16 protein-coding genes are annotated in these 14566 nt (G+C 28.3%); all 16 read left to right on the top strand.

The annotated features are described in order from the left end of the window. Positions 1–214 precede the first annotated feature (214 nt). The 16 genes from EIH23_RS01220 to spoIVA all read left to right on the top strand — a co-directional run bounded on the left by EIH23_RS01220 (position 215) and on the right by spoIVA (position 14547). Positions 215–1051: a sigma-E processing peptidase SpoIIGA gene (locus tag EIH23_RS01220; RefSeq protein ID WP_122638384.1), complete on the top strand. Its 837-nt coding sequence runs from the start codon at positions 215–217 to the stop codon at positions 1049–1051. Between the two features lie 38 nt (positions 1052–1089). Next, entirely contained in the window at positions 1090–1824 is a 735-nt protein-coding gene (sigE, locus tag EIH23_RS01215) for an RNA polymerase sporulation sigma factor SigE (RefSeq protein ID WP_122638383.1), read from the top strand. A gap of 88 nt (positions 1825–1912) precedes the next feature. Then, entirely contained in the window at positions 1913–2686 is a 774-nt protein-coding gene (sigG, locus tag EIH23_RS01210) for an RNA polymerase sporulation sigma factor SigG (protein ID WP_122638382.1), read from the top strand. A 139-nt stretch (positions 2687–2825) separates the two neighbouring features. Then, the gene (locus EIH23_RS01205) at positions 2826–3095 is read left to right on the top strand and encodes a YlmC/YmxH family sporulation protein (RefSeq protein ID WP_122638381.1); all 270 of its coding nucleotides are present in this window, start codon (positions 2826–2828) and stop codon (positions 3093–3095) included. Between the two features lie 35 nt (positions 3096–3130). After that, positions 3131–3589: a transcriptional regulator NrdR gene (nrdR, locus tag EIH23_RS01200; protein ID WP_122638380.1), complete on the top strand. Its 459-nt coding sequence runs from the start codon at positions 3131–3133 to the stop codon at positions 3587–3589. Position 3590: 1 nt separating this feature from the next. After that, on the top strand, positions 3591–4301 hold the full coding sequence (gene pgeF, locus EIH23_RS01195) for a peptidoglycan editing factor PgeF (protein ID WP_122638379.1): 711 nt from the start codon (positions 3591–3593) through the stop codon (positions 4299–4301). Between the two features lie 17 nt (positions 4302–4318). Next, positions 4319–5002: a winged helix-turn-helix domain-containing protein gene (locus EIH23_RS01190; protein ID WP_122638378.1), complete on the top strand. Its 684-nt coding sequence runs from the start codon at positions 4319–4321 to the stop codon at positions 5000–5002. Positions 5003–5028: 26 nt separating this feature from the next. Beyond that, positions 5029–6312, top strand: a complete 1284-nt coding sequence (locus EIH23_RS01185; protein ID WP_122638377.1) for a sensor histidine kinase — start codon at positions 5029–5031, stop codon at positions 6310–6312. Positions 6313–6392: 80 nt separating this feature from the next. Beyond that, on the top strand, positions 6393–7319 hold the full coding sequence (locus EIH23_RS01180; RefSeq protein WP_122638376.1) for a YIEGIA domain-containing protein: 927 nt from the start codon (positions 6393–6395) through the stop codon (positions 7317–7319). Between the two features lie 21 nt (positions 7320–7340). Further along, positions 7341–8273: a YIEGIA family protein gene (locus tag EIH23_RS01175; RefSeq protein WP_122638375.1), complete on the top strand. Its 933-nt coding sequence runs from the start codon at positions 7341–7343 to the stop codon at positions 8271–8273. Between the two features lie 2 nt (positions 8274–8275). Beyond that, positions 8276–8476 carry a capping complex subunit for YIEGIA gene (locus tag EIH23_RS01170; protein WP_122638374.1) on the top strand — a complete coding sequence of 67 codons (201 nt, stop codon included), beginning with the start codon at positions 8276–8278 and terminating at the stop codon, positions 8474–8476. A gap of 155 nt (positions 8477–8631) precedes the next feature. Next, positions 8632–9960: a DUF512 domain-containing protein gene (locus tag EIH23_RS01165; RefSeq protein ID WP_122638373.1), complete on the top strand. Its 1329-nt coding sequence runs from the start codon at positions 8632–8634 to the stop codon at positions 9958–9960. Positions 9961–9973: 13 nt separating this feature from the next. Further along, positions 9974–11296 (top strand): ribosome biogenesis GTPase Der, encoded by a 1323-nt coding sequence (der, locus tag EIH23_RS01160; RefSeq protein WP_164488939.1) that lies wholly within the window; start codon positions 9974–9976, stop codon positions 11294–11296. A 21-nt stretch (positions 11297–11317) separates the two neighbouring features. Beyond that, on the top strand, positions 11318–11923 hold the full coding sequence (gene plsY / locus EIH23_RS01155) for a glycerol-3-phosphate 1-O-acyltransferase PlsY (RefSeq protein WP_122638371.1): 606 nt from the start codon (positions 11318–11320) through the stop codon (positions 11921–11923). A 27-nt stretch (positions 11924–11950) separates the two neighbouring features. Continuing rightward, positions 11951–12973, top strand: coding sequence for an NAD(P)H-dependent glycerol-3-phosphate dehydrogenase (locus EIH23_RS01150; RefSeq protein ID WP_122638370.1), 1023 nt, complete (start codon positions 11951–11953; stop codon positions 12971–12973). Positions 12974–13071: 98 nt separating this feature from the next. Further along, positions 13072–14547 (top strand): stage IV sporulation protein A, encoded by a 1476-nt coding sequence (spoIVA, locus tag EIH23_RS01145; protein ID WP_122638369.1) that lies wholly within the window; start codon positions 13072–13074, stop codon positions 14545–14547. Positions 14548–14566 lie beyond the last annotated feature (19 nt).

The following is a 14566-nucleotide window of genomic DNA, read 5'->3' as shown; positions in this document are numbered from 1 at the left end:
TAACTATTTTATACTAATATATAAATTATTCTACAGGTTTATTCTACCTATAAAGACTATTGATACTGTATACATAGAAAAATAAATAGTAATGGGGTGAGTTATGAATGATTTTATATATTTTAAGAGTTTACTTCGACTGTTAAAACTGACAGAAATTTCTAAATGAGTGAAGTATAATGAACTAAAGGTTTATATAGAGGAGGAGCATGTAATGTATATTGATTCTTATATTATAGAAAACCTACTAATAAATTATATTATTATAAGTTGTACTTCTATTCTAACAAAAAATTTAAATAGTAGAATTCAAAAAATTTTAGGTTCAAGTTTAGGTGCTATATACTCAGTTGCTTATGTTCTACCATCGTTAAAAGTTTTATTCACTATACCATGTAAGTTTATATTTATTTTAATAATTACATTGATATCATTTAAATTTAACAACAAACATGAATATATAAGAATTCTTATTACATTTTATATAGTAAATATATTTATCTCAGGAAGTACTTATTTTTTGATTTACTTTACAGGAATTAGTCATGTGAAAATATCTTTCTTAATAGCATGTGCATATTTTAGCTGTAAGCTTCTTCAATACATATATATAGATATAAAAACGCTTAAGCATATAAAAGAATTTAACAAAACAATAAAAATAAGTTTACTAGGTTGTAAATGTGAATGTGAAGCTTTATTAGATAGTGGAAACTTTTTAAAAGATCCAATAAGTAAAAGCGATGTAGTTATAGTTAAGTCTAAAGTTCTAAAATCCTTATTACCAGATAAGGATCTTGATTATGATTATGAGGATATTAATGTAATGAAAGTTGATGAAATTATTAATGACTTAGATGATGATCTATCTGCTAGAGTAAGATTAATTCCTTATAAACATGCTGGTAGTAGTCAAGCTAATATGATTTTAGGATTTAAGGCAGACTACTTAGAAATAGATGAAAAAAAAATTGGCAATGTAATTATTGGAGTATCAAATTTTAAGGATGATGAATATAGTGCAATATTGAATCCAAGTATTTTATCATAGTCAAAATAAACTTAATATACTAAAGGGGGAAGAGACCAATGAAGTCTTTATTAGTAAAATTTAGGGCAAAGTTTAGAGGTATAATTTTAAATGTAGGTATAAAATTAGGAATCATAAAATCAGATAGTGTATATTACATGGGTGGAGTTAATGTTTTACCACCACCACTTAAACCAGAAGAAGAAAATGAACTATTACAAAAACTAGAAAAAGATGAAAGTGTAAAAACAACACTTATTGAAAGAAACTTAAGACTAGTTGTATACATATCTAGAAAGTTTGAAAATACAGGTATAGATGTTGAGGATTTAATATCAATAGGAACAATAGGACTTATAAAAGCAGTTAATACTTTTAAACTCAATAAAAACATTAAGCTTGCAACATATGCTTCTAGATGTATAGAAAATGAGATATTAATGTATTTAAGAAAGAACAATAAGAAGAAGGTAGAGGTATCTTTTGATGAGCCACTTAATGTAGATTTAGATGGAAATGAACTTTTACTTTCTGATGTATTAGGAACAGAAAATGATGAGATATATAAAATTATTGAAGAAGAAATTGATAAAGATTTATTGATTATGGCATTAGATAGGCTTTCAGATAGAGAAAAGCAAATTATGGAATTAAGATTTGGTTTAACTAATAAGGGTGATGAAAGAACTCAAAAGGAAGTAGCTGGAATGCTTGGAATATCTCAATCCTATATATCTAGATTAGAAAAGAAGATAATATCAAGGTTAAAAAAAGAAATGAAAAAATTTGTATAAGTCAAATAATTTCTGCTTAAAAGTATAAAAATAATACATGTGTAAATAATTTCATATATAACAAACTTTTAAGAGAGGACTGAAAATTATGCAAATTAATAAAGTTGAAATCTGTGGTGTTAATACATCTGAACTTCCAGTTCTTAAGAATAATCAAATGACAGAGCTTCTTGTTAAAATAAAAAATGGAGATGAAGAAGCTAGACAACAATTTGTGAGAGGAAATTTAAGATTAGTTTTAAGTGTCATACAAAAGTTCAATAACAGAGGGGAAAATATAGACGATTTATTTCAGATAGGATGTATAGGACTTATAAAAGCTATTGACAACTTTGACTTAAGTCAAAATGTAAGATTTTCAACTTATGCAGTCCCTATGATTATAGGTGAAATAAGAAGATATTTAAGGGACAATAATCCAATAAGAGTAAGTAGGTCATTAAAAGATATTGCATATAAGGCATTACAAGTTAGAGAGAGACTAGTTAGATCAAATGCAAAAGAACCTACAGTGTCAGAAATAGCAAAAGAGCTAGGATTAGAAGTTGAATCAGTAGTAATGGCTTTAGATGCAATACAAGATCCAATATCACTATTTGACCCAGTATATCAAGACAACGGAGATGCCATCTTTGTTATGGATCAAGTTCAGGACAAGAAAGATACAGATGAAAATTGGCTACAAGAAATAGCCTTAAAAGAAGCTATTAAAAAGCTAAACAGTAGAGAAAAATTAGTATTGGACCTAAGATTTTATAAAGGGAGAACACAAATTGAAGTAGCAGATGAGATAGGAATATCTCAAGCACAAGTATCAAGAATAGAGAAAAACGCACTTAAAAACATGAGAAAATATATATAAAAAAATTTAAAGAGCATGTCTAAGGCTTAATTCACATAGCATATTAATATAAGGAAGTACATATTAAGTGAATTAAATACTTTGACAATGCTCTTTTTTTTAACTAAATATTTATTTTTTATGGGAGGGAGATTATAATATGATGAGAGTATCTGATATAATGGACAAAGAGGTTATTAATATTAAAAATGGAAAGAAAATGGGGTTTATAACAGATATAGACCTAGACATTAATGAAGGTAAGGTAGTATCATTTAGTATATTAGGAGATTCAAGAAACTTCTTTTCAAGAGGAAGTGAAGAAGAAGTTGTATTCTTTAGTGATATATTAAAAGTTGGTTGTGATACAATAATAGTAAATTTAGGATCAGATATTAATTTAGATGAGTTTAATATAGACAAGATATAAGGCAATAATAGGCTTAAAAACTAAGGAGGAATAATATGCAGTGTCCATATTGCAATTATAAGGAATCAAAAGTTGTAGATTCAAGACATACAGATAGTAAATCAATTAGAAGAAGAAGAGAATGTGAATCTTGCAAAAGTAGATTTACAACTTATGAAAAAATAGAAACAACACCGATAATGGTTATAAAAAAAGATAATACAAGAGAATACTTTAGTGGTGAAAAAATAAAGCATGGAATACTAAAAGCATGTGAAAAAAGACCTGTGTCTATTGAACAAATAGATGAAATTGTATTTTTTATAGAAAATGAAGTTAATAAAAATTTTTCAAGCGAAGTTGATGCCAAAGCAATTGGTGAAATGGTAATGGAAAAATTAAAAGATGTAGATGAAGTATCTTATGTTAGATTTGCATCGGTATATAGACAATTTAAAGATATAAATACTTTTGTTAATGAATTGAAAAATATACTAATCGAGAAGGAAGACTAAAATGGAAAATTACATAGAAGTAAAAAAAATTAAAGATGAAATTGATTTTGTTAACCTAGCAATTACTACTAAAAATATTGATTCGAAAAGTAAGAATGATTTAATAAATACATTTACTAAAGAACAATTTAATTTAGATAACTTAACAAGTAATATACAAATTCATTCTGATATAGTAAATATTGTTGATGAGAATAATATTGGTTGTAAAAATGAAGGGGATGCATTAATAACAAACTTAAAAAACGTTCCTCTTCTTGTATTTACTGCAGACTGTGTTCCTATAGCAATAATAGATAAAAAAAATAAGGTTATAGGAGCTGTTCATGCAGGATGGAGAGGTACTTACTCTCAAATAGCTAAAAACACAATAGAACTTATGAAAAAACAATATAATACAAATACGAAAGATTTAATTTGCGTTATAGGTCCATCTATTGGATCTTGCTGTTATGAGGTATCAGAAGAATTAATCGGAAAATTTAACACAATTCTTACAAACTGCACTGAAAAATTCTATATAATAAAGGAAGACAAGTACTATTTAGACTTATGGAAAGTTAATGAATATATTTTAAAATCTGCTGGAGTTAAGGGAGAAAATATTATTAACTTAGGAATATGTACTAGCTGTAATAGCGATAAATTCCATTCTTATAGGATTCATGATAAGACAAACAAAAGAATTGGATTAATTATGCAGATAAAATAGAGAGGAGAATAATTCTTATGAATACTAAAATTCTTGTTATAGATGATGAAATGCATATAGTAGAGCTACTAAAGTTCAATTTAGAAACAGCAAACTATGAGGTTCACTGTTCATATGATGGTTTTGATGGTTTTATAAAAGCAAAGGAAGTTAAACCAGATTTAATTCTTTTAGACTGGATGCTTCCAAATATAAGTGGTATAGATGTTCTGAAAAAGATTAGGTCAGATAAGGATTTACAAAGTATACCAGTAATAATGTTGACAGCTAAAAATATGGAAGGTGATAAGGTAGAAGGACTAGAAGTAGGTGCAGATGACTATATAACAAAGCCCTTTGGTATTAAAGAATTATTAGCTAGAATTGTATCGGTATTAAGAAGATATAATATAAATTCAAAAACTGAAAATGATATATTAACGCATAAGGATATTAAAGTGGACCTATCAAAGCATGAGGTTTGTATAGGTAATCAAAAGATAGATCTTACATTAAAAGAATTTGAGTTATTAAGATTGTTACTTCAAAATAAAGGAAAAGTTTTATCAAGGAACTATCTTTTAGATAAAATTTGGGGATATGAGTACTATGGAGAAACTAGAACTGTAGATGTTCATATAAGATATTTAAGAAAAAAAATAGAAGATAATAATGAAAAATATATAGAAACTATAAGAGGTGTAGGATATAAAATAGATTAAGCTTTATATCCTTTAGGAGAATAAATATGAATCAAATAGAGAATATATATTTTTTTGTAATGTTAGTTTCTGTAATAATTACTATAATATCTCTTAGATATGCAATAACTATAAAAAGATACCTAGAAAGATTTACCTTTGTTTCTAAAAAAGTAAGTAATAAAGAGCTTCATGCTAGGTTGAATATTTCTGCAAAAGGTGAACTTGGAGAGTTAACAAATAATTTTAACTCTATGATTGAGAATATGAGTGATACAATTGAGGAAGTAGAATATAAACATCTTCAATTAAAGTCTATATTAAAAAGTATATCTCATGGAATTTTAGCGATAGATATAAATGGAAATATACTATTAATAAATGATGAAGCTAAGAAAATAATTAAATCAGACTCAAATCAAATTGTAGAAGGTAAAAATATTGCTTATGCTATAAAAGAAGAAAAAATATTAAAAGTAATATCTAAATTTAGAGGATCTAATACAAATGAAACTACTAAAATCATTATGGACGATGAAACTGTGTATAAGATAAAAGTTGATCCTGTTTATCTTCAAAATACAGTTAACGTTATAATTGGATCTATTATAAATATAGAGGATATCACTGAAAAAGTTAAACTTGAGAATATGAGAAGTGATTTTGTAGCAAACGTAACTCATGAGTTAAAAACCCCTTTAACATCTATAAGTGGATTTGTAGAAACCTTAAAATTGAACGAAAACATAGATCCAAGTACAAGAAGTAGATTTTTAGGAATAATAGAAAGTGAATCTGATAGACTAAAAAGGTTAATAGATGATATATTACTTTTATCATCTATAGAAAATACAGAAAGTAGAGTTTTAGAAAAAATAAATCTATATAATACATTTAATGAAGTAAAAGAGATGCTTAGTTTTATTGCAAAAAGTAAGGATATAGAATTTAAATATGAATTTGAAGATGAGTCATTATGTGTAGAGTCAAATAGGGATTACATAAAACAGGTTTTCTTAAATTTAACAGAAAATGCAATAAAATATACACCGGACCATGGAGAAGTAAAAGTTATTGTATCTTCTAATGATGAGGATATATTTATAAATGTAATAGATAATGGTATTGGAATACCTAAAGATGATATACAAAGAATTTTTGAAAGATTTTATAGAGTAGATAAAGCTAGAAGTAGAGATGTAGGGGGGACTGGTTTAGGTCTTGCTATAACTAAACATATAATTAAATCTTTACATGGTAAAATTGAAGTTAAAAGTGAACTAAATAAAGGTAGTGAATTTATAGTAACTATACCTAAAAAAATTTCCTAGATAAATAGGAAATTTTTTTTTGTTTTTGTACAAACTAATCTTATGATATTTTAATGAAAAATTAGTTAGGAGGATGGTGTATGAAAGACAGTTTAATAAATGATGATCTATTTAGACATGCATTTATAATTGCTTTAATAATCGGTACTTTGTGTAGAGGGTTTGTTTTAAGAGTAACAGATAAGCAATATCCAACAAGACCACTTGATTATATAGAACAAATAATAGTTGCAGGTCTTGCAGCATCTCTTGGAGCCATAGCACTACCAGCTCTTATAGATAAAGAGTTTTCAGCATTAACATTTTTTGCAGTAGGAATACAACAATTTCAAGGATTGGCACAGCAAGAGAGAATAACCCTTGAAAACCTAGATGACGATGAAATTGTGCAAAAAGGTGGATCTTATGTAGAAGAAATTGCATCAACTTATGAAACGAGAAGTTATATAAGTTTATTTTCAGCATTAGTAGCATCAACAGTATATATTTATTTAGCTAGAAGATATAAATTTGGAATGTTGATATGTACAATAGGTGCTCTAATTGGTGGAATTATAGTAGCACTTATATTTAGAGCATCTCTAAGAAGAAATAGTATAGGTGACGTAGCTGATGTAGTACCTGCAAAGATAAATTTTAAAGATGCTGATTTATTTGTTAATGATGTACACATAACAAATATAGGATTACAAAGCAGTAGAGATAGATATATAAATAAAGGCATGGCAGTAGAAATAATACCTAAAAGTATTGGTGATTTTGGAATAATAAATGACTTAGGTCAAAGACAAGCAATACTACATAATATATATATTCATATGGGAATTGATAAAGATGTTGATGAAGTAGATATACTTGCGATATCTAAAAGTAATTTAGAGAAAATGACAGTTGTAATACCATATATTCCGATTTTACAAAATCAAGATGTACTAATACAAGTAATTAAAAGTACACCAATTATAGGTACATCTAAAGGAAAACAAAGTGCATATAAAAATAAATAATTTTAAGTAAGGGGTGATTATATGGATAGAGTTTTTTTTACGGGCTTAGCAATAGGTATAATAAGTAGACTTATAATGCTAAACTTAGATCAAAGACAATACCCAACACAACCTAATATGTTAGTTTCACAATTAGTGTTAGCTTTCGTAGCATCTTCTTTAGGAGCACTATTAGTTCCTGCTTTAATAGATCGTTCATATACTTCTATAACATTTTTATCACTAGCAGCTGAGCAGTTTAGACAAGTAAGAGAGAATAGAAGAAACACACTTCAAAATTTAGAAGATTCACAGCTAATAAAAAGGGGTAATTCTTTTATAGAAGAGATAGCTAGAACTTATGAAGTTAGAAATTACATGTGTATAATAACTTCCTTTTTTACTGTTGGCTTTTATTATGTAATTATATCAGAATTTAATACTAACAAAGATATAACACTTATTATAAGTAGTGTATTAGGTTTAATGCTAGCATTTTTATTAAAGAAAATATCAAGAAGAAAGAGTATAGGTGACGTTGCAGATGTATCTATAGTCAAAATACAATTTGTGGATGATGTAATTATGCAAATTGGAGATCTAAAAGGAATAACAAATGTAGGTTTAGAAAAAGATAGAGAAAGATTTTTGTCTAGAGGAATAGGTATAGAAATTAAACCAAAAGATAATAGTTATACTAACGCAGCTATAATTTATGACTTAGGACAAAGACAAGCTATAGCTTACAATCTTTATTCTAGACTCGGAGTTTATAGAGAAAACAATGAGCCTGCTTTTGTCCCATTACCAAGAAGAAATCCAAATAATGAAAGTATATTAATGGCTTATATACCTATGGAAAAAAATGAAGATAAAGTAATAGAAGCAGTAAAATCTTGTCCTATTCTCTCTTCATCAAAAGGGAAGTACTTAGGACTTAGAAATTATAAAACAGATAAGAAAGGAAGTGCATAAGAATGGGAGATAATGTAGGATTAAATGAATTTACCCTAGCTGTTATAACAACAGATAAAAATATGAATCCAGTTGGAGGATGCCCTATATTTTATGCAGATGATGATAAGGATTTACAGAATAAGGCAATGTTAATGGCTAAATGTGTATCAGGTATGGTTCACCAAATAGCAAAAGGAACATTAATAATAGTTAAACATTAAGCTTAAAGGTACCTTAGGTACCTTTTTTTGTCAAACATTATAAACCTATATTTGGTATGTTATGTATATAGCGAAAATTGTATTTTATTGACTATTTAAATTAACATATGGTAATATAAAATGATGTATTTATAAAGAAGAGTGGTGATTACGAGATGGAAGTAAACGTAAAAAAAAGTAATAATGTTATAAGTAAAGTATACAAAGGAAGTATAGCTGAAGAAATAGGCATAGAAGTGGGAGATTTACTTATAAGTATTAATGAACAAGAAATCCATGATATAATAGAATATAAATTTTTAATGAGTGATGAATACATAGAATTAGAAATACAAAAGATCAATGGTCAAATTTATGTATATGAAATAGAAAAAGAGTATGATGATGATTTAGGAATTGAATTTACAAATCCAATAATAGATAAAGCAAAGAGCTGTAGAAATAAATGTGTATTTTGCTTTATAGATCAGCTTCCAAAGGGAATGAGAGAAACTCTTTATTTTAAAGATGATGATTCAAGACTTTCTTTCTTACAAGGTAACTTTGTAACTCTTACTAATATGAGTGAAGAAGATATAAATAATATAATTAGATACAGAATAAGTCCTATAAATATTTCTGTACATACTACTAACCCAGAGTTAAGGCGTACTATGATAAAGAATAAATTTGCAGGAAAGCTGTATGGAATAATGCAAAGGTTAGCTGAAGCTGGAATACAAATGAATTGCCAAATAGTTTTATGTCCAGGATATAATGATAAAGAAGAATTAACTAGAACTATATCTGATCTATCAAATTTATATCCATATGTAAATAGCGCAGCAATAGTTCCAGTAGGTATAACTAAGCATAGAAGTCATCTTCCAAACTTAGAGATATTTAATGAAAAAACAGCAGGAGATACTATTGACCAAATAAATGAATTACAAAAGATGTATTTGGAAAAACTAGGAACTAGATTTGCATTTTTATCAGATGAGTTTTATATAATTGCCAATAGAGAATTATTAAAATACGATGAATATGAAGGATTTATACAATTTGAAAATGGTGTAGGAATGATAAGTAAGTTAGAAAGAGAAATTCAAGATTACTTAGAAACTTTACCATTAGATAAAATAACTAGAACTAAAAAAGTATCTATAGCAACAGGACACTCTGCTTATGCGTTTATAAAAGATATGGCAGATTTAATAATGAAGAAGTTTAATAATGTAGAAATAAATGTCTATAAAATAATAAACAACTTCTTTGGAGACACTATAACAGTTTCAGGTCTTATAACTGCAACTGATATAATGGATCAATTAAAAGATATAGATTTAGGAGAAACACTTTATATACCTAGAGCTATGTTAAAAGCTGATGAAGAAATATTTTTAGATAATATAACTTTAGAAGAAATACAAAAAATGATGAATATCGAAGTAGTTCCGTGTGAAAATCAAGGAATAGACTTTGTAGATAAGATTTTAAAATAGGAAGGAGAATATAATGGATAATAGACCGATAGTTGCAGTTGTTGGTAGACCAAATGTTGGTAAATCTACACTGTTCAATAAATTAGCAGGAAAAAGAATATCTATAGTTGAAGATACTCCAGGAGTAACAAGAGATAGAATATTCACAGAGGTAGAATGGTTAGGAACATACTTTACATTAATTGATACAGGAGGTATAGAACCAGATAACGGAGATGTAATATTATCTCAAATGAGAAATCAAGCTATGCTTGCTATGGATATGGCTCACGTTATACTTTTTGTAGTTGATGGAAAGTCAGGAATAACAGCTGCTGATAAAGAAGTAGCTACTATGCTTAGAAAAACTAAGAAGCCAGTAATATTAGTTGTAAATAAAATAGACAGTCAAAAGCAATTTGATAATGTGTATGATTTCTATGAATTAGGACTTGGAAACTTACATGCAATATCAAGTGCAAATGGAATGGGACTTGGTGACTTATTAGATGAGGTTGTTGAGAATTTCCCTAAAGGATTAAATACTGAGTATAGCGAAGATATAATAAGAGTAGCTATAACTGGTAAACCAAATGCAGGTAAGAGTTCAATACTTAATAAAATATTAGGTGAAGATAGAGTTATAGTAAGTCCAATTGCAGGTACTACTAGAGATGCAGTAGATACATATCTTGAAAGAGATGGACAAGAATTCCTTCTTATAGATACAGCAGGTATTAGAAGAAAAAGCAAAGTATACGAAACAGTAGAAAAATACAGTGTATTAAGATCTATGAGTGCTGTAGAAAGAGCTGATGTAGTTTTAATAGTAATAGATGCACAAGAAGGTATAACAGAACAAGATACAAAAGTTGCAGGTATAGCTCATGATGAAGGAAGAGCTTGTATATTCGTAGTTAATAAGTGGGATTTAATAGAAAAAGACAATAAAACATTAGGAAATTACACTAAAGAAATAAAAGAAAAATTCCCATTCATGATGTATGCACCGGTATTATTTGTTTCTGCAAAAACTAATCAAAGAATGAACAAAATTTTAGAAACAGTACAATATGTAGCAAGTGAACATGCTAAGAGAATATCAACATCAGCGTTAAATGATGTTATAGGTGAAGCAGTAATGTTAAATCAACCACCATCAGACAAAGGTAAGAGATTAAAAATTTACTACGCTTCTCAAACAGATGTAAAACCACCTAAATTTACATTATTTATAAATGACAAAGAACTTACTCACTTCTCATACCAAAGATATCTTGAAAATAAGATAAGAGAAAACTTTGGATTTGAAGGAACTTCTGTTAGATTTGAATATAGAGAGAAGAACAGAGGATAATAATTTTGCCAGGGGGTAAATATGATTAGCTATATTATTTTAATTATAATTGCTTATCTTTTAGGTAATATATCAACATCGACTATAATAGCAAGAAAAATGTTTAATGTTGATATAAGAACTCAAGGTTCTGGAAATCCAGGATCTACAAATGTGCTAAGAACGCTTGGAAAAAAAGCTGGTGCAATGACTTTTGCGGGAGATTTATTAAAAGGCTTAGTAGCTGTATTAATAGCAAGAGTAATAGCAAGGTTTACAGGATGCGATGAAGTTACATCTGCATACCTTGCAGTTGTGGCAGTTGTAGCAGGTCATAACTGGCCAGTGTTCTTAAAATTCAAAGGTGGAAAAGGTGTTGCAACATCTTTAGGAGCTATGATAGGAATGAATCCAGTTATAGCATTGAGTTGCTTTGGAATATTTCTAATAGTAGTAGCAATAACTAAATATGTATCATTAGGTTCAATAATTGGTATAGCAGCATCCCCTTTATTTATGATAGCTACTAATAATAAAAAAGGAATATTTGTTACTTTATTCTTAACAGCATCTGTAATATATACTCATAGAGCAAATATACAGAGATTAGTAAGTGGTACTGAAAGAAAAATTGGTGCAAAAAAATAATAAAAAGTTTGTCATAGGTGGTGTTTTATGGAAAAGTTAACTGTATTAGGAGCTGGAAGCTGGGGAAGTGCATTAGCATTAGGTCTTGCTAAAAAAGGTTACAATGTAACTATGTGGACTTTAAACCAAGAACAAGCAGATAAGATAAATAAAACAAAAGAAAATATAGATTATTTACCAGGTGTGTTATTTCCAAATAACATAACATTAACTACAAATATAGAACAAGCAGTGGAAGGTAGTAAATTAATAGTTTTAGCAGTACCATCTCAAGCTATTAGAAGTGTTTGCAAACAAATAAAACCATTTGTAAACAAAGATCAAATACTAGTAGATGTGGCAAAAGGATTAGAAAAAGGGACTGGACTTAGATTGTCACAAGTATGTGAAGAAGAGTTACCAGGAAATCCTTACGTAGCTTTATCTGGTCCATCACATGCAGAAGAAGTTGCGAAAGATATACCTACAACACTTGTTGTTGCATCAGAAAACTTAGAAATAGCTCAAGAAGTACAAGATATATTTATGAGTCCTAAGCTTAGAGTTTATACAAATCCTGATATAATAGGAGTTGAACTTGGAGGAGCATTAAAAAATATAATAGCTTTTGGAGCAGGTATTTGTGATGGATTAGGTTATGGTGATAATACTAAGGCTGCTCTTATGACTAGAGGAATAAGAGAAATAGCAAGGCTTGGTATAGCATTAGGAGCCGATACAAGTACATTTTCAGGTCTTTCTGGTATAGGGGATTTAATTGTTACATGTACAAGCATGCACAGTAGAAATAGAAGAGCAGGTATATTAATTGGACAAGGTAAAAGCTTAGAAGAAACTTTAAAAGAAGTAAAAATGGTAGTTGAAGGAATAACAGCTACAGAAGTTGCTTATGAAGTTTCTAAAAAGATGAATATAGATATGCCTATAACAAGTGCTATATACTCTGTTTTATATGAAAATAAAAATGCAAATGAAGTTGTAGTTAACTTAATGATGAGAAGTAAAAAACACGAAATGGAAGAAATAGTTGATGATAAGCTAGGATTTTAGTCCTAGCTTCTTTTATGTTTAATTTAATTTTTTATTTTGGTATATTAGCATCATCCTAAAAATATAATTAATTAAGAAATTATATGCAGGAGGGGAATTTGATGAATAACATATACGAAGACATAGCTAAGAGAACTCAAGGTGACATTTATATAGGTGTAGTAGGTCCTGTTAGAACAGGTAAGTCTACATTTATAAGAAAATTTATGGAGAAGCTTGTGTTACCTAATATAGAAAATGAGTTTAAGAGAGAGAGAACACAAGATGAGATACCACAAAGTGGTTCTGGTAAAACAATAATGACAGTAGAACCAAAATTTGTTCCAGCTGATGGGGTTGAAATAAAAATAAAAGACAATGTTACTTTAAAAGTAAGAATGGTTGACTGTGTAGGTTACATAGTTGATGGTGCATTAGGCCATGAAGAAGATGGAAAACAAAGATTAGTATCTACGCCATGGTCACAAGAAGCCATGACATTTGAAAAAGCAGCGGAGTTAGGTACTAAAAAGGTTATAAGAGATCACTCAACAATAGGTATAGTAGTCATAACTGATGGTTCTGTAACTGGTATAGATAGAAGCAGCTATATTGAACCTGAAGAAAGAGTAATAAATGAATTAAAAGCACTTAATAAGCCATTTGCAGTTGTTTTAAATACTATAGATCCAACTAGTGATGAAACAGAGTTACTAAGAAGTGAATTAGAAGAAAAATATGGAGTGCCTGTAGTACCTTTAAATGTTGTTGCTATGGATGAAAATGATATAGAAGATGTTATGGAGACTGTGCTTTATGACTTCCCATTAACTGAAATCAGAATTAATTTACCTCAATGGGTTGAAGGATTAGAGATGAATCACTGGATTAAAAATAATATAATATTTGCATTAAAAGAAAGTATAGCTGATATAGGAAAGCTTAGAGATGTGGATAAAATAGTACAAGGATTTTCAGAATTAGAATTCTTAAAAGACACAGAGGTTGATAATGTTGAACTTGGAGAAGGAGTTATAACAATAGATTTAACTACAAAACCAGAATTATTCTATAACATATTAGAAGAAAAAAGTGGATTTAAAATTGAAGGAGATTATCAATTATTAAACCTTATAACTAGATTATCTAAAGTAAAAAATGAATATGATAAAGTAGAAAGTGCTCTTATTGATGCTAAGACTAAAGGCTATGGAGTAGTAGCCCCATCATTAGACGAGCTAAGTTTAGAGGAACCTGAAATAATTAAGCAAGGAAAACAATATGGAGTAAAATTAAGAGCCAATGCACCGTCTCTTCATATAATAAAAGCAGATATATCTACAGAAGTGTCTCCTATAGTTGGAAATCAAAATCAAGGTGAAGAAATGGTTAAATACTTATTAGATGAATTTGAACAAAATCCAAGTGAAATTTGGGAATCTAATATGTTTGGAAAATCATTAAATGATTTAGTAAAAGAACAATTACAAAGCAAACTATATACAATGCCAGAAGAAATAAGAGTTAAGATACAAAAAACTCTTCAAAAAATTATTAATGAAGGCAGTATGAATATAATAACTATATTATTATAGTCTTAATAGAAATAGCTTT

This window comes from Romboutsia sp. Marseille-P6047, from assembly GCF_900604535.1.
GTDB lineage: Bacteria > Bacillota > Clostridia > Peptostreptococcales > Peptostreptococcaceae > Romboutsia_E.
This window is presented reverse-complemented; position numbering and strand designations above follow the sequence as displayed.